The organism is Microbulbifer sp. YPW1, assembly GCF_013367775.1.
GTDB lineage: Bacteria > Pseudomonadota > Gammaproteobacteria > Pseudomonadales > Cellvibrionaceae > Microbulbifer.
Genome location: NZ_CP055157.1, coordinates 966,979 through 988,925 on the forward strand (window position 1 = coordinate 966,979; position 21,947 = coordinate 988,925).

The following is a 21,947-nucleotide window of genomic DNA, read 5'->3' on the forward strand; positions in this document are numbered from 1 at the left end:
GGGCTGTCGATGAAAAGCAAACAGGAACTGCCCGTAAAAACCTGCCCGGTTTGCGGGCGGCCATTTACCTGGCGGCGCAAGTGGAAACACTGCTGGCACCATGTGCGCTACTGCAGCGAGCGCTGCCGGCGGCAACGCCGGACTAAACCCGCGGAGGCGCAGTGAGGCTGATCTGGTTTCTCAACAATCTTCGCTGCCACGACAATGAAGCATTAACCCGCGCCTGCGCAGAGAGTAGCGGCACCCCGGTGGCCGCGCTCTACTGTTTTGACCCTCAGTTCTACGGCCTTGATCAATATGGATTCCCGCGCACCGGAAAATTCCGCGCACACTTCCTGTTGCAGAGCCTGCGCGATCTGCGACAGCAGCTGGCGGACCTGAATATTCCGCTACTGGTTCAGCAGGGCCCGCCGGCAACAACCATACCGCCATTGATCGCCAAGCACCGGGTTACCGATATCTACCTGCAGCAGGAGTGGACCCGCGATGAGCGCAACGCGCTGCAGTCGCTAAGCGCTTCACCAGCACTGGACTCGGTGACGATTCATGCATACTACGACCAGTTCCTGATCCACCCCGATGACCTCCCTTTTGCGGAGCTAGCCGACCTTCCCGAGGTTTTTACCAAATTCCGCAAAACCGTCGAGGAGACACTTCCGGTCCGCCAGGAACTGCCTGCCCCTGCACCGCACCCGCCGGCAAATCTCACAGCTACCTGCGGCAGCAGCGAACTGCCCCCCATCGAGGCACTCGGGCTGGCGCAACCGGTGCCAGACCCGCGCAGCGCCTTTCCCTTTGCCGGCGGCAGCACTGCCGGGCACCAGCGAATCCGCGACTATTTCTGGCACAGCGAAAACATCACCCGCTACAAACAGACCCGCAATGGCCTGGTCGGCACTGAGTACAGCAGCAAGCTCTCGCCGTGGCTTGCCAATGGCAGCCTGTCGGCCCGTGAAATTTTCTGGCAACTGAAAGCGTTCGAGCGGGATGTCAAAGCCAACGAGGACACATACTGGCTGCTGTTTGAACTGCTGTGGCGCGACTATTTCAAATATATCTCGCTCAAGCACGGCGACCGGATATTCGTCCTGAGCGGCATTCAAAATCGCGCGTATTCGTGGCATCTGGACGAGGAAAGACTCAGCGAGTGGCGGGAGGGGCGCACGCCCCATGACTTCGTCAACGCCAATATGCGGGAGTTCGCGGCCACCGGCTGGATGAGCAATCGCGGCCGCCAGAATGTGGCCAGCTACTGGGCGCGCGAGCTACAGCAGGACTGGCGTGCCGGCGCCGCCTGGTTTGAGAGCCAATTGATCGATTTTGACGTACACAGCAACTACGGCAACTGGATGTACAACAGTGGCGTCGGCAATGATCCCCGCGACCGTCACTTCAATATCCCGCTGCAGGCAGAGAAATACGATCCGGATGGCGCATACCGTCGACTATGGCTGGCGGATGCCACCAAACAGTAACCGGATGTTCAGAGAAAGCGAGAGATTCCGTTGAAAACCCTGAGACTGATCCTTGGCGATCAGCTGAACCACAAACACTCCTGGTACCGCAACGACGATAAAGACACCCTGTACTTTATCGCCGAGATGCGCCAGGAAACCGACTACGTCAAACACCATATCCAGAAAGTCGTGGCCTTCTTCGAGGCCATGGACGCCTTTGCCCAGTGGCTGCGCGAGCGCGGCAAGCAGGTGGTGTATTACCGGCTGGATGACAAGCACAACACCCAGAAGCTGGGCACCAATATCGCCGCACTGATCGAGCAGCACGGCATCGAAAAGTTCGAATACCAGCTGCCCGACGAATACCGTCTGGACCAGCAGCTGCAGCAACTGGCGGACGACCTGAGCATCGACAGCGAGGCTTTCGATAGCGAGCACTTCCTCACCACACGCAGCGAACTCGGGGAATTTTTCAGCGATAAAAAGTCCCTGCTGATGGAGAGCTTTTACCGGTACATGCGGCGCAAACACGATGTGCTGATGGAGGGCGACAAGCCCAGCGGGGGCAAGTGGAACTTCGATGAGAGCAACCGCAAGAAATGGAAGGGCCAACCGGAGATCCCCCACGAAAAAGGGTTCCGCAAGGATGTGCGCGAAACGCTCGCGCGCATTGAACAGGCCGGGGTAAAAACCTTCGGCAATATCGACCCGCAGCAATTCAACTGGCCCATCACGCGCGCGGACTGCCTTAAAGTCCTGCGCTATTTCTGTGAGCACCTGCTGGTGCACTTCGGTGATTACCAGGATGCCATGGACCCGCAGCAGGCCTACCTGTTTCACAGCCGCCTCAGCTTCGCCATGAACAGCAAGCTGTTGCACCCCATGGAAGTGATCCAGGCAGTAATCGAGTACTGGCACGCCAACCGCTCCACCATATCCATCAACGAGGTGGAAGGCTTCGTGCGGCAGATCCTCGGCTGGCGGGAATACATGCGCGGGGTTTACTGGCGCGAGATGCCCAGCTACGCCCGCTGCAACCGCCTGCAAAACCGCAATGACCTGCCGGACTTCTATTGGACCGCCGACACGCGGATGAACTGCCTGCACCACGCCATCCGCAACAGCCTCGACCACGCCTACGCTCACCATATCCAACGGCTGATGATCACCGGCAATTTTGCCCTGCTCACACAGGTGCACCCGGATCAGGTGGATGCCTGGTACCTCGGTATCTACATCGACGCCATCGAATGGGTGGAGATCACCAATACCCGGGGCATGAGCCAGTTTGCCGACGGTGGCCTGGTGGCGACCAAGCCGTACATTTCCAGTGGCAGCTACATCCAGAAAATGAGCAACTACTGCGCCGGCTGCCATTACAAGGTCAAGGAAAAAACCGGAGACGAGGCCTGCCCGTTCAACAGCCTGTACTGGCACTTCCTGGCGGACAAGCGCGCGCACTTCGACGGCAACCCGCGCATGGCAATGATGTTGAGCCTGCTGGACAAAATAGACAGCGAGGAGCTGGAGGCGCTGTCTGCGCGCGCCACGCAGATTATTCGCAACCCGGACGATTTCTAGCCACTGCCCCAGTCTGTGGTGCGCTCGGTTTATTTCGCGAAATGGCAGCGGTATCCTTGCGCCTTCCCATTGACCCTCCGGCTGCCGGCCTCTCTCCCCGAGGCGGTTCCCGGCGTTGGCAAAGCTGGCAGTTATGACGCACTCCAACCTCCAAATCCCCGGCTACCTTGTACACGGCCCCATCGGCCAGGGTGGCATGGCTTCGGTCTACCTGGCGACACAGGAATCCCTGAACCGCAAGGTGGCCATCAAGGTTCTGCGCAACGGACACGACACCCAGTTCAATGAGCGCTTTATCAACGAAGCGCATTTCATTGCCAGCCTCAACAACCCGCACATCATCACCATCCACGATATCTCCACCCTGGCCAATGGCGACTACTACATCGCCATGGAATACCTCGACGGCGGAGACCTGAGCGAAAACCGGGAGCAGTTCCGCGAACCCGCGGCAATCCTGCGCCTGATCCGGCAGATCGCCCAGGGCCTGGCAGTGGTGCACGCAAAGGGCATCATCCACCGCGACGTGAAGCCGGCCAATATCCTGATCCGCAAGGACGGCTCAGCGGTGCTGACAGATTTTGGTATCGCCAAGGATGTGGATAACGATTCAGACCTGACCATGGCCGGGCACAGCCTGGGCAGCCCTTCCTACAGCAGCCCGGAACAGGCACAGGGACAGCCGCTGGATATCACCACCGATATCTACGGTCTCGGCGTGATCCTGCTGGAGCTTCTGCTGGGCTACAACCCGTTCAAGGGCAACACCCACACCAGCACCGCCATCAACCATATCCAGCAAGCGCTCCCGGCCCTGCCCGCCGAATACGCTTACCTGCAGCCGCTACTGGATCGCATGCTCGCCAAGCGTCCCGGGGAGCGCTTCCAGTCCTGCGAGGAGCTGGTCGAGGCCATAGACCCGCTGCTAGACCCAACGGCCAGCACCATGCGGCCCGCCACTGCGCGCCCGCTGCCGTCGCGGCTGCCCGGCAAGATGCCGCGTTTCCTGTTACCGGTACTGGGCGTCGTCGCCGCGGTAACCGTGGTGTTTGCCCTCACCTACGAGAGCGAAACCGAACGCGAGATCAACCGCCTGCTGGAACAGGCGGAACAGGGCCTCGAAGAGGGCCGCCTGGTGGCCCCTGAACAGGACAACGCCCGCTACTACTACCGACAGGTACTGCTGCTGGAACAGGACAACAGCGAGGCCCATGAAGGCCTGGCACGGGTCACGCAAATGCAGGTGCAGGGTTTTGTTGCGCGCGGCGCGGAAGCCCTGGAACGCGGCGACCTGACCAAGCCGCGGGACAAGAACGCCCTGCACTACTATCGCGCCGCGCTGGCCCTGGAAGAGGACAACCCGCAGGCGATGGCGGGTATCGACCAGCTGGCTGCGGAATACTCCCGACGCGCCCGCACGCATCTGCTGGAGGGCGATCTGGATCGCGCGCACCGGGATACCAACACTGGCCTCGGTATCCAGCCGGACAATGCCGAGCTGCTGGCACTGCGCACAGAGATCGACGCCAAGATGCCGGCTGCGAAAAAATTGATCCGCGACGTTTTCGGCAAGATCCGCAAGACCATAGACGGCGACAGTTAAACGACAAACTGTCGCCCTTTGCCTGCTCCCCTCCCTGCCCCCGCCCCAACACAGCTATAACTTGGCAATAAACTGTTTGGGTGGTGGACGGATAATGACGCCTATTTGCTTCGTGCTGCTAAAACGCGGCCTTCTGGTATTCGCCGTGGTAGGCGCCACGGTGTCGACACTGGCTGCGAACGCAGTTTCTGCCGCGGTTTCTATCGAAGGCAAAGTGGAGGTGGTCGCAAAGCCTGTGTCTGCGGCGGCGGTCACCTTGTGGTGGGCAGGCCCGGGCCCTGCGGAGCAACTCGCCCAGACAAAAACCGATAACGACGGCCGATTCACACTCGGCGCTGACACAGCAATTAGTGATAAGGGGGTTTTCTACGTGACCTCCGTGGGCGGCGAAGGCCCAGCAACTGCGGAGCAATCACCCGGGGATGCGCTGCAGCTGATAGCGATTCTCGGCGCCAAACCACCTTCGCAGGTGACCATCAACGAACGCACCACCATCGCCTCGGTGTGGACCGCTGCGCAATTCCTCAAACAACAGCAACTCGCGGGCCACGCGCTCGGCTTGAAAATCGCCGCGGGCAATGTTCCCAACCTGGTGAACCTGCAAACCGGTGCGCTGGGGCCGGTAATCCAGGATCCACTGAACAGCTCCCAGACCCCCACCCTCGCCAGATTCAATACCCTGAGCATTCTGCTGTCGGGTTGCGCGCAGTCACAAGCCAACTGCCAAAAACTGTTTGCGGCGGCGACACCACCGGGCGGATCGGCACCCGACAATACGCTTGCCGCGGCCCAGAATATCGCCCGCTACCCGTGGCACAACGCACAGGCATTATTCGCGTTGCTCGACGACTTCTATCCGGTGCCTGAAGGCAAACACTGGCGCAACACACCGGTAATCCCCTATCTCAATTTCGCCCCCAGTGCGTGGACACTCTCCCTGGTCTATTCCGGTGGCGGGCTCAATTCCCTGGGTGGGATTGCCATCGATCGCGAAGGCAATATGTGGGCGGATGACAATTTCCTGGTGGGCGCACAATCGACGATTTTTGCCGGCTTTGGCGGCGGCCTCTCCAAGCTCGCACCGAATGGAAAACCCCTCTCGCCCATGACCACAGGCTATCGCGGTGGCGGTATCGACGGCCCGGGATTCGGCATTGCGATTTCCGCTGACAACAAGGTCTGGGCCACCAGTCTCGCGGGCAAAAACATTTCCGTCTTCGATCTGACCGGCAAACCCCTGTCCCCGGAAAGCGGCTATGACTTCGGCGGCAAACTGGGGGCCATGCAGGGCATTATCGTGACACCCAATGGCGATGTGTGGGCACTGGATAATGGCCGCGACCAGATCGTCCACCTGCCCGGTGGCGATGCCTCCAGGGGGCGGATTCTCGGCGCAACAGACAATGGCAAAACGGTGGATAGCGCCCTCAAGTTCAAGGCGCCTTTTCACCTGGCCATCGACCAACAGGACCGTATCTGGGTCACCAACAGCGGCGGCGATACCGTTACGCGTTTCCCCGCCAGCGATCCCGGCAGGGCCGAGCAATTCAAGGTGGGTTTCGCGCCCCGCGCCATTGCCATCGACAGCCGCGGCAATGCGTGGGTTGCCAACACCGTGGGCCACCCGACGACCAGGGAGAAGCTGGCATTTATCGAGGCAAAACTGAAAGCCAAGGCGGAAAGCCACAAGAAGGGCATGACGGAAGAACAGCAGGCCGCCAGAGAGTGGATAGACCTGTACGAAATCATTACCCGATTCCCCGGCGGAACCGTTTCATGGCTGGCCCCTGATGGCAAAACCCGGGGCACCTTTGATGGCGACAAGAGCATCATCGGTGCCTGGGGTATCGCCATCGACGGCAACGATAACGTCTGGGTGGCGAACTCAACCGGCCGCTCCATCAGCCACCTGTGCGGCGTGCGCACGGATACCTGTCCGCCCGGGTTTAAAACCGGCCAGGCAATCTCCCCGAAGTCCGGGTATATCGGCGGCCTGCAGATCGTCACCGATGTAGCAGTCGACCCCGCGGGCAATGTATGGGTTGCCAACAACTGGGACAGGCCCGACGAGGGCTTCAAGCAAACGCCGGATGAAGCCCTGTCCACCCGTTTTGGTGGAAACGGCGCAGTGGTCTTTTTTGGCCTCGCAGCGCCGGTGAAAACCCCGCTGATAGGTCCTGTAAAACCGCCGTTTGGGATGGGGAAACTCTGATGGTGCCAGCGCAGGTCTAGACTGGAGAAAATTGAAGTACACCGGGCCGGGAAATCCAATGAATAATCTTCTGAAACTGGCGCTCAGCTTTCTGTTTTTAGTGCATTCACTGTTTGCATCCGCTGTGGAAACCGCGGACACCATATTCCACAATGGCACCATCATCACCATCAATGACACACAGCCCGAAGCAGAGGCGATCGCTATCAGGGATGGAAAAATTATCGCCGTGGGTAAACGTGCGGAGGTTTTCAAGACGGCGAGTTCCGACACGCAGAAAGTTGATCTGGCCGGTAAAACCATGTTGCCCGGTTTTTTCGATTCTCACGGCCACGCCTGGATGATCGGCTTCCAGTCGCTTACCGCCAATCTGCTGCCACCTCCAGATGGCAATGGCAAGGATATGGCCTCGCTCATCAAGCTGTTGCAGGACTGGGCGGCAGCCAACCAGAAAGCAGTCAAGCAGCTCGGCTGGATCGTCGGCTTCGGCTATGACAACTCACAACTCGCGGAACAGCGTCACCCGACGCGCCGGGATCTCGACAAGGTCTCCACGGATATCCCCAGTCTGATCGTGCACCAGTCCGGGCACCTCGGTGTGGCCAACTCCAAAGCGCTGGAAATCGCCGGGGTCTCGCCCGACACGGAAAATCCGGACGGTGGCGTGTTCCAGCGCGAAGCTGACGGCAAGACCCCCAGTGGCGTTGCCGAAGAATACGCGTTCTTTCAACTTATCGGTGCCTTTGGAAAATCCCTGAACAAGGATGTAAATGATCTGTTTGCCGTCGAAGGTACCAAGCTGCTCGCTTCCTTTGGATACACGACCGCGCAGGAGGGGCGGGCCACCCAGGCATCCCTCGATGCGTTAAAACGGGTCGCAGAAAACGGAGCCTTGAAAATTGATGTGGTCGTATACCCCGATATCCTCGAGGTCGCGGACATACACCCGGAACGGGAATACCGCCACCGGCTGCGAGTCGGTGGTGCCAAGCTAACGATTGACGGGTCACCGCAGGGTAAAACGGCATGGCTGACCAAACCCTACTTCAAACCGCCACCGGGGCAGGATAAGGATTACCGGGGCTATGCGGCAATCACCGACCAGCAGGCGATGGACGCCGTGGCCAAAGCCTATGCCCACGACTGGCAGATTATCGTTCACACAAATGGCGATGCCGCCATTGATCTCTTGATCAAGGCCGTGAAAGCGGCCGAGGCCAAATACCCCAAGGTGCAAAATCGCCCCGTGATGATTCACGGGCAAACCCTGCGCCGGGACCAGGTGGACGAAATCAAGGCACTGGGAATCTTTCCCTCCCTGTTTCCGATGCACACCTTTTACTGGGGTGACTACCATCGGGAATCGGTACTGGGCCCGGAGCGTGCAGAAAACATCTCCCCCACCGGCTGGGTCCTTGAACAGAACATGATGTTTGGTACCCACCACGATGCGCCGGTGGCACTACCGGACTCCATGCGCGTACTCTCGGCCACCGTTACCCGCCGCACCCGCAGTGGAAAGATTCTTGGGGCAAAGCATCGCGTTCCCGTCGCCACCGCGCTCAAGGCCATGACACTGTGGCCAGCGTGGCAGCACTTTGAAGAAGACCGTAAAGGCTCGATAGAAGTGGGGAAACTGGCGGACCTGACCGTACTCTCGGAAAACCCGTTAACGGTCCCGGAGGAACAGCTGGACGACCTGAAGGTGCAGGAAACCTACAAGGAAGGCGTACTGGTGTACCGGCGCGGCGAACAATCCGCAGCAGCGCCATCACCCGCCATGTTCGGTCTCACGTTGCGGGATTCTGTTGATCGCCATAAATCTGCTCGGGAAAACAACCACCTTCATGGAGACGGGTGCTTCAACGATGCCCTCGGCTTAATGCTGCAAGCGCTCGAGCAGGCATCGCCAGATTCGCACTGATAGAAGCGCGCCATTAATCAATCATCTTGCGCAGGGAGCGCTCTATCTGGCCACCGCAGTAACCACGCTCCCAGTGCTCCCGCCGCTGTGCCAGGAACCCGGCAATCCTTGTCCGCTTCTCGATACGGCGGTAAAGCGCAGCGATCGCCGGTGCATTTTCTTCGAGATCCGTTTCCAGTGACGGGAAGGCATGAATCATGGTGCCGAACAGCGCGGTGGTTGCGATATCGGCGACGGAGATTCTCGAGCCAAGCAGAAATCCCTTGTCTTCCTTGAGCCCGTGCGCGAGGCCGGTCTGTTCGAACACCTGCATCCAGTCCGACAGGCGAGCGTATCGGAACTGCTCCCAGGCCTCTTTTTCCCACATCTGCATGCCGTTGTAATTGGTGATTTCCATCAGTACATCGTTGCAATCGAGGATGGTTTTCAGGGCGAGGGTGTGGGTCTCATTGCGCTTGGGCAGGTAGTCATACTTCCGCGCCAGGTGCATCAGGATCGCGGGCATCTGCGCAATGGTCTTCCTGGTCGCGCAGTCGTACAGGAAGGGCGGCGCCATGCCCGGATTTTGCATCTTCAGGCACTTGTCCGGGTAGAGATCACCGGCATCACGCCGCTGGTAGCTGGCCCCCACCTCGTGCAGGAGCATCTCGATGAAGACCGCGCGAAACGGCAGGTCCCAGTAGTAGAGTCTGTATTCCGGCATCCCGCCATCCCTTCCTTTCCCATACCCCCGGCCGATACACGCAGCTTAGATGGCGAGGGCCCGCGCCACGAAAACGTAGACGCATTCACTGTCCGTTCAGACGACACTTGTTAGGATTCATGCCATTCGTCAAACACTGAACAATGAATGAGCGGGGATACCCAGCCATGAAATACCTCTCAACCGCCGTCGTCGCCCTTTTGTGCGGCGCTCTCTCCACCAGCGTCTTCGCCGAACCGCCCGAAGGCCGCGGCTGGAAGAAGCACAAGAAGCATCACCGGTACGAGCACAAGGAAGAATACTGGGACGGCAACTGCAAGGTGGAGCGCAAGTGGAAGCGCAATGGCGACTATGAGGAAGAGCGCAAATGCCGGGCGCCCCGCGACTACGGCCACCGTCACCACGACCACGGCACCCGCGTGGTGGTACTGCCGCCCTGGTTTGACCAGCGGGCCCCGGAACCGGAATACCGCCCGGAGTGGCGCCCAGCGCCGCCGCCCCAGCACACCACCGTGTCCCGCTGTAACAGCGACAAGGTCGGCAGCGTACTGGGCGGCCTGATTGGCGGTGTGATCGGACACCAGATTGGCGACGGCCGCGGCAACACTGCAGCCACGATTGGTGGCGCCATCGCCGGCGTTCTGGTGGGTGGCAAGATCGGTCGCCAGATGGACCAGCGCAACCAGGCGTGTGTGGGACAGGTACTGGAGTTTGCCCCCGAGGGTGAGCGTGTTACCTGGCAGAATTCCCAGAACAACGTGAACTACGCGGTAACCCCCGGTGCCTTCGAGCGTCGCGGCGATCAGTACTGCCGTTCATTCACCACTGAAGTCTACGGTTCTGCCGACAACCAGAGCACCCAGAGCTTTGCCTGCCGCCGCGCGGATGGCAGCTGGGTTCCCGCCGGCTGATCCTCTCTCGGATTCAGATTGCACTGCAGCCACCGACGAATCGGTCCGTGGCTGCAGTTCACAAAACACTTCTCCCTCCCCCCTTCTCTTCATCTCTCCCGCGACAACCTGCGTCTCAGGCAGGGCTTCTGGACTCGCGGAATTGCTTGGGGCTCACCCCAAACTGCTGGTGGAAGCGACGGCTGAAATGACTCAGGTGCCGGTACCCGAGATCGAAACACACCCGCGTAACCGTCTCCCCTCGCGCCAGTTTTTCCTTCGCCGCCTGCATGCGCAGGTGCTGCTGGAATTCTGCCGGGGTACAGCCGAGGTGTTTTTTGAATTCGCTGTAAAAGCGACTGCGGCTCATGCAAGCGGTACGGCTTAGCTGTTCGATATCCAGGGGCTGGTCGAGGCGCGACTGAACCTGATGCAGGGCCGCGCCCAATCCGTTTACTTCCGGATTATTTTCGCAGACCTTCAACAGGAAAGTGCGCATCTGCTCCCGCAGCATTCGCACCACCAGTTCGCTCACCCCCAGATCCACCAGTAAATCCCGGTCGCTGGCGTTTTCCGTAAAGGTTGTGACCAGCCGCTGCAACAGGGATTGGGTTGCCTGGCTGTGCTGGGTATGGATCAGTGTCTCCGGACGGAAACGCCAGTCTTCAAATTCGGTCTCTACTGCCTGGGTGCCGTTCAGCTTTTCACAGATACTTTCCACCCGCTCGCGGGCGATTTCGATGGTGAGACAGGAGGTGGGGGTATCCAGGCGGGCGTCAGGGAAATCGATATGCACCTGCTCCCCCGGCGCCATCACAAAGGATTCCTGGGGAAGAAATTCCGCGCGGTAATTTTTCGCCGCGTGCATGATCTTGCGGCCGCTGATCATGCCGCAATACAGCAACTCGCCAGAGGACAGGCCGACCCGCTCCGCGGGCAGGTAGGTGTCGTAAATACTGAGTTCGGAGCTGGGACCGGCGAACGAAACGCGATTCTCCACCAGCTCCCGCGGCGCATTGCGACCGCGGATAGCCATTCCAGTCATAATTTTCTTTTTAGTTATTGTTGCTCTGATCCTTCCGTTTCCTCGCCGGCCTCTGGATTCAGGATCAAGTGATCTGTACTCAGAGGAAAGCTAGCGCGTCCCGAAAGCCCTAATTTTTCATTGCTCAAACCAAAAAAGCCGGGCGCTGGCCCGACTGAAAAGATTACTCCCGGTACCGGCAGATAACAACGCCCACGGGAGCAGCACAGCACAATAACGATTCCCATGAGGAAACAAGCGATGATCTACGTACAACCCGGACAGGACGGCGCCCTGCTGAACTTCAAACCGCGCTATGAAAACTTTATCGGTGGTGAATGGGTGGCGCCCGTAGAGGGCGACTATATGGAGAACATTTCCCCGGTTACCGGCGAGGCCTTCTGCGAGGTGCCGCGCTCCGGCGCCGCGGATATCGAGCTGGCGCTGGATGCCGCGCACGCGGCCAAAATCGCCTGGGGCAAGACCGCCGCCGCAGAGCGCGCCAACGTCCTGTTGCGAATTGCCGATCGCATGGAGCAGAACCTGGAAATGCTCGCGGTGGCGGAAACCTGGGACAACGGCAAGGCGGTGCGCGAGACCATTGCCGCCGATATCCCCCTGTGCGTGGATCACTTCCGCTATTTCGCCGGCTGCCTGCGCTCCCAGGAGGGCAGTATGGCGGAGCTGGACGAACACACGGTGTCCTACCACCTGCACGAGCCACTGGGCGTGGTGGGCCAGATCATCCCGTGGAACTTCCCCCTGCTGATGGCCGCGTGGAAGTTGGGCCCGGCACTGGCCGCGGGTAACTGCGTGGTGTTGAAGCCTGCGGAGCAAACCCCGGTATCCATCCTCGTGCTGGTAGACCTGATCGGTGACCTGCTGCCGCCCGGTGTGCTGAACATCGTCAACGGCATCGGCGAAGAAGCCGGTCAGGCGCTGGCCTCCAGCAATCGCATCGCCAAGATTGCCTTCACCGGCTCCACCGCAGTGGGTGGTCATATCCTCAAGTGCGCGGCCGACAACCTGATCCCTTCCACCGTCGAACTGGGCGGCAAGTCGCCGAATATCTATTTTGCAGACGTAATGCAGCAGGAAGAGGCGTACATCAGCAAGGCGGCGGAAGGGCTGGTGCTGGCGTTCTTCAACCAGGGCGAAGTGTGTACCTGCCCGTCCCGTGCGCTGATCCAGGAGTCCATCTACGACGAGTTTATGCAGCGGGTGGTAGAGCGCACCAAGTCGATCAAACGCGGCAACCCGCTGGATATGGAAACCCAGGTCGGCGCCCAGGCATCACTGGAGCAGTTCGACCGCATCATGACCTATATCGAAATCGGCCAGCGCGAAGGCGCAGAAGTCATCTTCGGTGGCGGCGCAGAGCAGATGGAGGGCGAATTCCGCAACGGGTATTACGTGCAGCCCACCCTGCTCAAGGGCCACAACCAGATGCGAATTTTCCAGGAAGAGATCTTCGGACCGGTTGTGGGCGTAACAACCTTCAAGGACGAAGCGGAAGCCCTGGCGATCGCCAACGACACCGAATACGGCCTCGGCGCCGGGGTGTGGACCCGCGATATGAACCTGGCCTACCGCATGGGTCGCAACATCCAGGCCGGCCGCGTGTGGACCAACTGCTACCACCAGTACCCGGCCCACGCCGCCTTCGGGGGTTACAAGAAATCCGGCATCGGCCGCGAGACCCACAAAAAGGCCCTGGAACACTACCAGCAGACCAAAAACCTGCTGGTGAGCTACGACGTCAATCCGCTGGGCTTCTTCTAACCCGGCACAATCCCTCCTGTGAGAAGGAATTTTGGGGAGCATTAGCTCCCCCTTTTTTACCTGCGGTGGCGCCAAAATCACCGCTGGCACACACCTCCGGATGACCGCATTGGCAGCGGCCTCCCGGATTTTCGCGTGCAGGTTTCCCTACAAACCTCTAGTGCTGCGTGATATAAAACACGCCACCATCTGTGGATAAGTCACTCCTGATTCGGTCCCAGCCCAGGATTTCCACAGGTTGCTTCTGACAATCGCTCAGTAAATAACAGCACTAAAAAAGCGAGAATTCGATGAAAAAGTCCCTGCCTGTCTTTATCGGCATGGCTGTACTTCAGGGGTGTACGGCCATACTGCCCCCAAACACACCGAGCGAATTTGCCAAAAAACTCAGCGATTCCACATTCGGCAATGTCTACACCGCAACCACGCCCCTCTCGTATCAGGATTCCGTGGGCAACCTGGTGGCCAATATGGATGCCTGTGTCCAGGGCGTGATTCAGGGTTCCACTATTCGCTCGCAGAACATCGTGATCGGGGCAGGCTCCGGGGTCTGGCACTACGACATTACCGCAGCCAGTGAAGACCTCACCCAATTCACCCTGCGCCGGGAAGTGATGGGATGGACCGGCCCGCAGAACGAGGGCGGCAATATCGTGGCGGTGATCAACGTCGAGCCGCAAGAGGATAACGGCGTATCCATCACCGGCATCTCCCCCTGGGGCTCTGCCTGGTTAATGGAGCCGATCATGGCCTGGGGCAAAGGCGAGAACCCCGGGTGTCCGATTGGCTAGGGATCAGTAAAACGAGGGCGCAGAACAACATCATTTTTTGCTCTGCGCCCGGTGTGAACACTAGGGGCAGTTAGTACAGAAAGAACCTTCAAGGGTGCCGCTAACACCGCCAAAGAAGTTGTAGCCATCTGCCCCCAAGTTATTGTATTCAAGCACGGTACCTCTCGACGTCGCTTCCAGCTCTCCTGTCGCCCTCGCAAACTCCCCGGTACCACCAACAACCTTATATTTGACGACAAGATCAAAGCGGCCAGGTACTTCGGCTAACGTTTGCGTCTCCGGATCAGCGATGAGATAAAAACAGCCGCCTCCTGCCGGGGCGTCCTCTTCGAGCGGCACCGCCTTCAGGAACACCTGCCCGCTCTCGAATGTCAAAACCACATTGGACCTAACCACAAAGAACAGCTGGTCGAACACATACGGATCTGTATTCCCCGTATCACATGACCCGCCCCCCAGATTGAACTCCGTTGCCGTGTGGCTCTGGAATTTTCCGAGACCTTTCTTTTTGATTTCACCGGTCGATGTCGTAGAAATTGTTTTTTCGTTGACGCGATACTTTAAGAAAGACGTGATGAATGATCCGGCGAAGTCCTCCGCCTCGATCTCATAAACTTCGGCCTGTGTTACCCCCGCAAAACCCAGGCTGCCAGCCAATGTGACACCACCCAACATTCGCATCCAGGTTCTACACGCGCTAGTGAAAGTTTTCATCCTTTGATCACTCGTTGTTACCCCATATTCTCGCGCCACAGAATTCGCGCCGGACCGGGGAGAAAGATTGATGGAATCCCCGCGCAAAGTGAGTCTGCGCGGGGCAAAGGAAGAATAGACACACGTACAAAAACCGTGGATTAAATGGCGGTAATCAATACCAGACAGCACAGAATCGTGCGCTCGGTTACGCCCCCTTACTCCACCAAATTAACTTCACCCAGCCCCAGCTTCTTTAGCCGCTCGAGCTGGGTGGCGCGATCCCCCACCACCAGCCAGATCATGGAATCCAGCTGCATATATTCCTCGGCAATCTTCTGCACCTCGGGGATGGTCATGGCTTTGGCGGTGGCCTCGCGCTCGCGCACGTAGTCGGCGGGCCAGTCGTATTTGCTCATGTTTTCCAGCAGGCCCAGCTTGGCGCCCGCGGTCTCGAACGCGCGGGTGTTGGCGCGCACCAGATAAGAGCGGGAGTTTTCCAGGTCGGCCTCGGTGTAGGTGTCGGGGTAGTCCGCGAGAATATCGTGGATCAGCTGCACGGATTCCGCGGTGACATTGGCGCGCACGCCGCTGCCGATGGCAAAGCGGCCGCCGGTGTTGTCACCGGATACGCTGGAACCAATACCGTAGGTGTAGCCCTTGCCCTCGCGCAGCTCCTGCATCAGGCGCGAGGCGAAGCCACCGCCGCCGAGGATGTAGTTGGTAAATACCGCCGGGTAGTAGTCGTCTGACACCGCCGGCATGGCCAGGCGGCCGATGCGCAGGATCGACTGCTTGGAATCCGGCACGTCCACAAAATAGATGCCCGGCTTGGCCGGTTCGGATTTCGGGTCCGGGACCTTCACCGACTTGGCGGGCCACTGCTTGGCCAGGGATTCCGCGGCGGCGAGGAAGTCCTGCTGGGAAATATCCCCCACCACGTGGACGCGGGCCACGGACGGTGAGAGGTACTGCGCATAATAGGCCTTGAGATCATCCATGGTGATGGCCGCCACGGAATCCTCCGTACCCAGGCCGCTGTATCCGCGGATACTGTCATCGCCGTGCAGCAGGCGCGCAAAGGTCTTGCTGGCAATGGCGCCGGGCTCGGCCTCCGCGCGCTTGATCTGGCTGGTAACGCTCTTCTTCGCCAACACCAGTTCTTTTTCGTCCCAGCGCGGCTCCAGCAGCATTTCCTGCACCAGCGCGAATACCTCATCGAAGTTGCGCGCCAGGGTGGTGACGTCAAAGCGGAAGGCGTCCTGCGCGGCGGATACGTTGATATTGGCACCGAGTTTCTGGATGGCGGTTTCCAGTTCTTCCGGGGTGCGGTTTTTGGTACCGCGCTCCATCAGCATGGCGGTGAGGTTGGCCACCCCGGTCTTGTCGATGCTCTCCTGCAACTGGCCGCCGTCGATCACCAGGCTGAAGTTGACCGTGGGCACCTCGCTGTTTTCAATACCGTAGACCTCGATGCCGTTACTCAGCTCACTCTGCCAGACATCCGGCACGGTGGTCTGCGCCGGCGCGCCGTAGGCGGGCTCCACACTGCGGTCGATCTTCGACGGGGTTTTCTGGTACTCCGCCTGCGCCGTCGGGTCCACCGCGTCTTCGGCACCATTGACGATCTGCTCTTCCACCACCTGCGCCTCGGTGGAATCCGCCAGTGCCAGCGCTTTCTCCCCTTTGGGCACAAAGCTCACTGCCACAAAGGGTTTGTCATCGATGTACTTCTGGTACACCCGCTTTACGTCGTCCGCGGTGACCGCCAGCAGGCGTTCGATATCCTCACTCACGTAACCCGGGTCATCCGCGTAAATGTCGTACTGGGCCAGCTGGAAGCCCTTGCCCAGCACACTGGACAGACTGTTGTAGAAGGCCACCTCCTGGCCGGCCTTGATGCGCTCCAGGTCCTGCTCGGCAATCCCCTCTTTTTCGAACAGCGCAAACGCCTTCTGGATACCCGCGTAGACCGCATCCAGATCGCGCCCGCTGAACGCCTGCACTTCCAGCTGCACCTGCCCCGCCAGCTCGGACTCATAGGCGCCCATGGACACATTCGCGGTCAGCTGCTCGTCTTCCACCAGCACCCGGTACAGGGGCGCGCGCTTGCCGTCGGACAGGTATTCCGTCAGCACCGCCAGCGGGTAGCTGTCTTCGCTGTAGCGCGGCACCGTGGGCCAGGCCAGGGTCAGCTGGGGCTGGCGCGCGAAGTTGTCCTCGTAATAGCGGCGCTTGGTCTCCTTCAGGGTGACCGGCTGCTTGGGCGCGCGCTCGATGGCCTCGCCCGCGGGGATCTCGCCGAAGTACTTCTGCACCAGCGCCTTGGCCTGCTCGGGATCAAAATCCCCGGCCACTACCAAAGTCACGTTGTTGGGCACATACCAGCGGCGGAAGAAGGTCTTCACATCGTCCAGGGTGGCATTGTCCAGATCCTCCAGCGAGCCGATCACCTGCCAGCTGTAGGGGTGGCCCTCCGGGTAGAGATTGCGATCGATCACATACTGGCTGTGGCCATAGGGGCGGTTATCCACACCCTGGCGCTTCTCGTTCTTCACCACCTGCTTTTCTTTTGCCAGCACCGGCTCGGTCACCGTATTGATAAACCAGCCGAGCTTGTCCGCCTCCGCCCACAGCATCTTCTCCAGCGCATCCTTGGGCACCGTCTGGTAGTAATTGGTGACATCGCGGGAAGTGGAACCATTGGCCCCGGAACCGCCAATACGCGCACTCATCGCATCCAGCCCGCCCTTGCCCAGGTTCTCCGACTCCAGGAACAGCAGGTGCTCGAACAGATGGGCAAAACCGGTGCGCCCCTCCTTCTCCCGCGCCGAACCCACATGGGCGGTCAGCGACACCGCCACCACCGGATCGGAGCGGTCGATGTGGAACAGCACATTGAGGCCGTTATCCAGCTGGAACTGCTGGTAGTCGATGGCGAAATCGGGCTTGGCTTCCTGCTCGGCCGGAGCCTGTGACGCCGCCTCAGTCTGAGGCTTCGGCTCGGACTGGGTACTGGAGCGGTCGCAGCCGAAAAGGCTGAGAGCCGGGATGGAAAGTGCGGTCAGCAGCGCCAGGGAGGCGGTCAGGTTGCGGGGCATGGGGCGATCCTTTGCATTGTTATGCAGAGGAAGATAGCAGGAGTGGTGGGGTTGGGCGACGGGGTGTCGGTGGGGTGAGGTTAAATTGGGTATGGGTGGTGGGGATACGGCTTTGGGGGGAGTCTCCTTTAAGTATCAAAATGCTGTAACGGATACACGCTAGCGAATACTCATTGAGCTGGCGAAAGAATCCATACCACGAAACTTCTTACTGAACGGTGATAACAAAGTGTCCGAATCACATAATGTAAGTGAGTACGAACTTCAAAGATTACACCCCATTACAGCACCTCGCCAATCATAGACCTGCGTGTTATAAAAGGCGCCACAACATAAATGAGAAGTGCGTCACACTTCGCATCGAAGGCTCTCCTACGCTCATAGAAATTTTACTTTCCTCAAAATACCAGCTGGAGAAAAAGTAGGAGCGGCAGTTAGCTAAACAAGTCAGCATAGCTACCGGTTTCCCCAAGGGCTTCAGTGCATTTCTGGCTTGAGCTAGCGGACGAACATATTTAGGCAAAATGCCCATATATAGGCACCTAATTCCAGATCTAGGCATTATGCCTAGATCTGGAGCTATTGAATAAACTGTTAACGTAGATAATCGCGAGAAAAAAGTGTTTATGTAAGAAAAATTGTAAGAATTTCCAGTAGCCGATCTCCCTGGGGGCTGACAGTCAGCACTCAGTAGATAAATTTCCGGTAACGGATTCCGTGAAGCCTGAGAATCAGCCAAAGGTAAAGATTGCGCTGCATCGAGCACGGATTCTCAGATCAAAGGCGCCCTTGTTGCTGGGTTAAGAAAATAATCGGCTTTAAAAAATTTATGGGGACAATCAAGGCAGGCAGTGATGAAAAAAATAATTTTTGCAATATTTTCTTGTTTGATATTGGGGTGTGGAGTTTCCCAGAAGGAAGTAGATCAGTACGTTGAGCTAAATGACTTCAACTCTTTATTTGAAATAATTTATTTGAAAGGTAAGTTTAGGGGATCAAAAAATGCGACCTTGAGTGATACTGATAGATCTGATTTGAAGCTCGCTATCGCAGGCATTAACTCAATCGCAGAAAAGCATAGTTCAATTTCACTTGATGATAGCGTTAAAAATCTATCTGAAAAGTTAAGCCAATGGGAAAATTCCGAGTTAACCGGAATTGTTTACCGTAATTTCAATAACAGTATAAGGCTGTTAAATTGTCAGAAAGTTCATGAAAATAGTAGCGCTTTTGGCAGGCGCTTCTTCGTTGAAGCGAGCGTTGAGGAAATTATTGAGTGTGCAAGAGCGGAGGGAATAGAGCAAAGCAGCCATGTGACGGAGTGGTTGCTTGGTGATGACAGCAGTATGGACTCTGACATCAAGCAAAAAATCAGCAAGTTAGAGAGGCATGTTCAAAAAGCTCATAGAGAAATGCTGTACTATGTCCTGCTAAGTGATTTAGATATCGCAAAAAAAATAAATTGGCTAAAAGATAGAAAGCGATCCAAAGATGACCAAATCCTTTTGGAGGGACTAGTAAGGTTATACACAAAAAAATTAAACTTAATAAAGGGTTTGACTTTTTTTGACGCTTCTTACCTCGAAAATCCTATCGCGATATATCAGCACTATTATGCATCGATAGAAAATGATCAGAACATGCACTCTAAAAAGAATCATGAAAAATTCGCATTTTCTTCTAAAGCTGGTGCGCTTCAACAGATTGATACGGCTTTTCTTATAACGGAAGAGACGCTAATGATGACCGCTCCTCTGAAAGAATTTTATGACAGCGAACAGGAAAAAGCGTTAAGAAAATTAAAAAATGTCATGCATTTAATTCAAACAGAAAAAAATGCGCTTTTGACCAACAAAGCGATTAAGCATAGTGCGAAAATTTTAAGTAAGAGAAATAGCTTTTTCTTTTTCCAGGCTAACCTTGTCGATATTGCTATAAATCACGCTAAATTTTTGGGTCGTCAGGGAGATGTTGAAAAATTCACTAAATATAAATCTTATTATGACGAAAATATGGACTCTACATTAGAGTCAGAGGCTATGTCTATGGAATCGGTGGCCATGAGCGATGCAGCAATCGAGGAAATGTATCGCCCGAAAAGTAGCAAGTTGGACCCATACATTTTGAAAAGTTTGGTCGATGGCTACGAGAGAGAAATTGAATTCTTAAATTCTTCACTAAAAAATTCGGGCTCAAGTCAAGAATACGAGATACTCGAAAGAATAAAGTCTCAAACCGAATATTTAAAAGACGAAACCTTGAGCCAGTTAGATAATTTGAGCGAAAACTAAAAAGTTTATCTAGGTAGCTTATGATTACGTCCGCGATGCCTCAGTGTGACCTGAAGGCTGCAGCTGTTAGGCGAACGTCGCAGCGAATGACCAGCCCTTTACAATATTTGTAACGCAGTAGATGCGGCCTTCAGGTCGCGTCCTCTGGGGCTTGCAGGGCAATTCACACTCCGCGTTGTGAATTCTTAAAAGGTCTAGACATTCCTGCGGAGACACGCCTTGATTATGAACCGCTCTGAAAGCCTGAGGCATCGCGGACATGAACATAGGTTCCCTAGTAGTTGGAGGTGGGCCGGCTCAAAACACAAGCCCACAAGATATATGAATTATCGTATTGACACCGATTGAGAAAATCCTTCAGCGAAAAGGTGAATAATCTTATGCTGGAAAAAATGAATATTTTCCAAGCATAGATGGCGGATACTTGAGATTAAACTATAAGATTAAAGGTTTAAAATCAGTAAAGTAGGGAAAATTTAGTTTCTGGTTTTGTGTGCTTCGGCAGTAGAAACCGAGATTTACGTTAACAAGGCGCCGCAGAGCGACGGACAACTTTGTGCACTTTATGCGCGGTCGCTTCACTCCCATTATCGCGCACAATGCGTACAAAATTGTCCGCGCCTGAACACGGCGTTAGAGCAAAATTGGAATTCGAAAATAGATTATGGACCAGACATTAAAGAAGCGAAGAATTCCGTCGGCCGCAATGCGGGCAAACCTCATTGCAAAGCACAATAATAAGTGTGCAATATGCTCCATTTCTGGAGAGCACATCCCTTTGGAGCTGGCTTCGATTACGCCGCTCCATCAAGGTGGTAGCATGGCGGAAGAGAATTTCCTTCTGCTATGCCCAAATTGCCATAGATATATGGACATGGGTCCAAAGGAGATTGAGTTTGTAAACTTCCTTTATCAGGTTCTTAAGACAACAAACCCTAATCAAAATATCCAACTTGAAGCGATAATAGGGGAGTCTCAAAGAGCGAGAGCAGACATCCTGATAAAAGATAGCCGAAAGCCAAATATTCTTATTGAGTGTAAATCTAATAAAGCAATCACAAGAAATCACAGCTCTAAAATAATCGAGCAAATTTTGGAGTACGGCAAGCTTATAGGAGAGTGCAAAAAAGTTTTGGCCATACCAGGAAGACTTCCACATGAGATAAAGAAAAATTTTGAATCTCATGACATAGAAGTATGGGATGCAGACTACCTCATTAATAATTTCAAATCGGGAATACAGAAGGCTGATAGTAGCTACTTTAAAATGCTTCTGACAGCTATTGCCGGGGAGCAAGAAGATAGTAGAGAGCGAGCTTTGCTTGGCAAGTTGAAGGCATGTAATCCGGGCCGTAAAGATTGCTACTTATATCAGGGTCTTATTGGCGAAATTATAGAAGAATTATTTTGCCCTCCTCTTGATAGGCCGATTCAAGAAGTAAACGATTTCACCAAGTCAAACCGAAGAGATTTCATTGTCCCAAATTATGCAACAGATGGCTTTTGGTCATTTTTGCGCGAAAAATACTCTGCAGACTATGTTGTGGTAGATGCCAAGAATTACTCTAGAAAAGTGAAGAAGAGTGACGTCCTTCAAATCGCGAATTACCTAAAGCCCCATGGAGCGGGTTTATTTGGGATCATCTTTTCTAGGAATGGTGGGGACTCCACTGGTTGCCTAAATACCATTCGAGAACAGTGGATGGTACATCAAAAATTGATTCTGGTACTAGATGATACTGACGCCGAAAATATGCTTTTATCACCCAGCGGGGCCGCAGATTTAATCGGTGCAAAAATTGAGGAATTTAGGCTATCTATGTAAATATCCCAAGAAATCGCTGCTATCAAACTGGTCTTTCACTGCACTCCAAACGAGTAAAAAAGCGCGACAT

15 protein-coding genes are annotated in these 21,947 nt (G+C 56.2%); 11 read left to right on the forward strand and 4 right to left on the reverse strand.

All coding sequences use genetic code 11. The features are described 5' to 3' along the window. Positions 1–9: 9 nt before the first annotated feature. The 6 genes from HUW35_RS04120 (at position 10) to HUW35_RS04145 (ending at position 8,777) form a co-directional block, all read left to right on the forward strand. Positions 10–165 carry a DUF2256 domain-containing protein gene (locus HUW35_RS04120; protein WP_181254363.1) on the forward strand — a complete coding sequence of 52 codons (156 nt, stop codon included), beginning with the start codon at positions 10–12 and terminating at the stop codon, positions 163–165. Further along, positions 162–1,475 carry a DASH family cryptochrome gene (locus tag HUW35_RS04125; RefSeq protein ID WP_181254364.1) on the forward strand — a complete coding sequence of 438 codons (1,314 nt, stop codon included), beginning with the start codon at positions 162–164 and terminating at the stop codon, positions 1,473–1,475. The genes HUW35_RS04120 and HUW35_RS04125 overlap by 4 nt, the downstream gene beginning before the upstream one ends. A gap of 30 nt (positions 1,476–1,505) precedes the next feature. Then, positions 1,506–3,038 (forward strand): cryptochrome/photolyase family protein, encoded by a 1,533-nt coding sequence (locus HUW35_RS04130; RefSeq protein ID WP_181254365.1) that lies wholly within the window; start codon positions 1,506–1,508, stop codon positions 3,036–3,038. Positions 3,039–3,171: 133 nt separating this feature from the next. Next, complete coding sequence (locus tag HUW35_RS04135) at positions 3,172–4,641, forward strand: serine/threonine-protein kinase (protein ID WP_181254366.1); 1,470 nt, start codon at positions 3,172–3,174, stop codon at positions 4,639–4,641. 94 nt (positions 4,642–4,735) lie between these two features. Then, positions 4,736–6,853, forward strand: coding sequence for a hypothetical protein (locus HUW35_RS04140; RefSeq protein WP_181254367.1), 2,118 nt, complete (start codon positions 4,736–4,738; stop codon positions 6,851–6,853). A gap of 58 nt (positions 6,854–6,911) precedes the next feature. Continuing rightward, positions 6,912–8,777, forward strand: a complete 1,866-nt coding sequence (locus HUW35_RS04145; protein ID WP_181254368.1) for an amidohydrolase — start codon at positions 6,912–6,914, stop codon at positions 8,775–8,777. A 13-nt stretch (positions 8,778–8,790) separates the two neighbouring features. Here the strand turns inward: HUW35_RS04145 and HUW35_RS04150 are convergent, their stop codons facing one another. Beyond that, a complete protein-coding gene (locus HUW35_RS04150) occupies positions 8,791–9,480 on the reverse strand; it encodes a glutathione S-transferase family protein (RefSeq protein WP_181254369.1) in 690 nt (229 codons plus the stop codon). Between the two features lie 167 nt (positions 9,481–9,647). On the opposite strand from HUW35_RS04150, the gene HUW35_RS04155 reads away from it, so the two are divergent. Then, the gene (locus tag HUW35_RS04155; RefSeq protein WP_181254370.1) at positions 9,648–10,391 is read left to right on the forward strand and encodes a glycine zipper 2TM domain-containing protein; all 744 of its coding nucleotides are present in this window, start codon (positions 9,648–9,650) and stop codon (positions 10,389–10,391) included. A 115-nt stretch (positions 10,392–10,506) separates the two neighbouring features. On the opposite strand, the gene HUW35_RS04160 is transcribed toward HUW35_RS04155, so the two are convergent. After that, a complete protein-coding gene (locus HUW35_RS04160; protein ID WP_181254371.1) occupies positions 10,507–11,415 on the reverse strand; it encodes a helix-turn-helix domain-containing protein in 909 nt (302 codons plus the stop codon). 240 nt (positions 11,416–11,655) lie between these two features. On the opposite strand from HUW35_RS04160, the gene HUW35_RS04165 reads away from it, so the two are divergent. Both HUW35_RS04165 and HUW35_RS04170 read left to right on the forward strand, forming a co-directional pair. Next, positions 11,656–13,176 (forward strand): aldehyde dehydrogenase family protein, encoded by a 1,521-nt coding sequence (locus HUW35_RS04165; protein ID WP_181254372.1) that lies wholly within the window; start codon positions 11,656–11,658, stop codon positions 13,174–13,176. 290 nt (positions 13,177–13,466) lie between these two features. After that, positions 13,467–13,967, forward strand: coding sequence for a hypothetical protein (locus HUW35_RS04170; protein ID WP_181254373.1), 501 nt, complete (start codon positions 13,467–13,469; stop codon positions 13,965–13,967). A gap of 60 nt (positions 13,968–14,027) precedes the next feature. On the opposite strand, the gene HUW35_RS04175 is transcribed toward HUW35_RS04170, so the two are convergent. After that, positions 14,028–14,624: a hypothetical protein gene (locus HUW35_RS04175; protein ID WP_181254374.1), complete on the reverse strand. Its 597-nt coding sequence runs from the start codon at positions 14,622–14,624 to the stop codon at positions 14,028–14,030. A 254-nt stretch (positions 14,625–14,878) separates the two neighbouring features. Beyond that, on the reverse strand, positions 14,879–17,761 hold the full coding sequence (locus HUW35_RS04180; RefSeq protein WP_181254375.1) for a pitrilysin family protein: 2,883 nt from the start codon (positions 17,759–17,761) through the stop codon (positions 14,879–14,881). Positions 17,762–18,615: 854 nt separating this feature from the next. Between HUW35_RS04180 and HUW35_RS04185 the strand changes: the two genes are divergently transcribed. Continuing rightward, positions 18,616–20,052 (forward strand): hypothetical protein, encoded by a 1,437-nt coding sequence (locus HUW35_RS04185; RefSeq protein ID WP_181254376.1) that lies wholly within the window; start codon positions 18,616–18,618, stop codon positions 20,050–20,052. Positions 20,053–20,716: 664 nt separating this feature from the next. Beyond that, complete coding sequence (locus tag HUW35_RS04190; RefSeq protein ID WP_219932646.1) at positions 20,717–21,877, forward strand: HNH endonuclease; 1,161 nt, start codon at positions 20,717–20,719, stop codon at positions 21,875–21,877. The last annotated feature ends 70 nt before the right edge of the window (positions 21,878–21,947 follow it).

Bases quoted from the DNA above. Each gene is read 5' to 3' on its own strand.
- HUW35_RS04120 (WP_181254363.1), top strand. From the start codon at position 10: ATGAAAAGCAAACAGGAACTGCCCGTAAAAACCTGCCCGGTTTGCGGG.
- HUW35_RS04135 (WP_181254366.1), top strand. From the start codon at position 3,172: ATGACGCACTCCAACCTCCAAATCCCCGGCTACCTTGTACACGGCCCC.
- HUW35_RS04140 (WP_181254367.1), top strand. From the start codon at position 4,736: ATGACGCCTATTTGCTTCGTGCTGCTAAAACGCGGCCTTCTGGTATTC.
- HUW35_RS04145 (WP_181254368.1), top strand. From the start codon at position 6,912: ATGAATAATCTTCTGAAACTGGCGCTCAGCTTTCTGTTTTTAGTGCAT.
- HUW35_RS04150 (WP_181254369.1), bottom strand. From the start codon at position 9,480: ATGCCGGAATACAGACTCTACTACTGGGACCTGCCGTTTCGCGCGGTC.
- HUW35_RS04155 (WP_181254370.1), top strand. From the start codon at position 9,648: ATGAAATACCTCTCAACCGCCGTCGTCGCCCTTTTGTGCGGCGCTCTC.
- HUW35_RS04160 (WP_181254371.1), bottom strand. From the start codon at position 11,415: ATGACTGGAATGGCTATCCGCGGTCGCAATGCGCCGCGGGAGCTGGTG.
- HUW35_RS04165 (WP_181254372.1), top strand. From the start codon at position 11,656: ATGATCTACGTACAACCCGGACAGGACGGCGCCCTGCTGAACTTCAAA.
- HUW35_RS04170 (WP_181254373.1), top strand. From the start codon at position 13,467: ATGAAAAAGTCCCTGCCTGTCTTTATCGGCATGGCTGTACTTCAGGGG.
- HUW35_RS04180 (WP_181254375.1), bottom strand. From the start codon at position 17,761: ATGCCCCGCAACCTGACCGCCTCCCTGGCGCTGCTGACCGCACTTTCC.
- HUW35_RS04185 (WP_181254376.1), top strand. From the start codon at position 18,616: ATGAAAAAAATAATTTTTGCAATATTTTCTTGTTTGATATTGGGGTGT.
- HUW35_RS04190 (WP_219932646.1), top strand. From the start codon at position 20,717: ATGGACCAGACATTAAAGAAGCGAAGAATTCCGTCGGCCGCAATGCGG.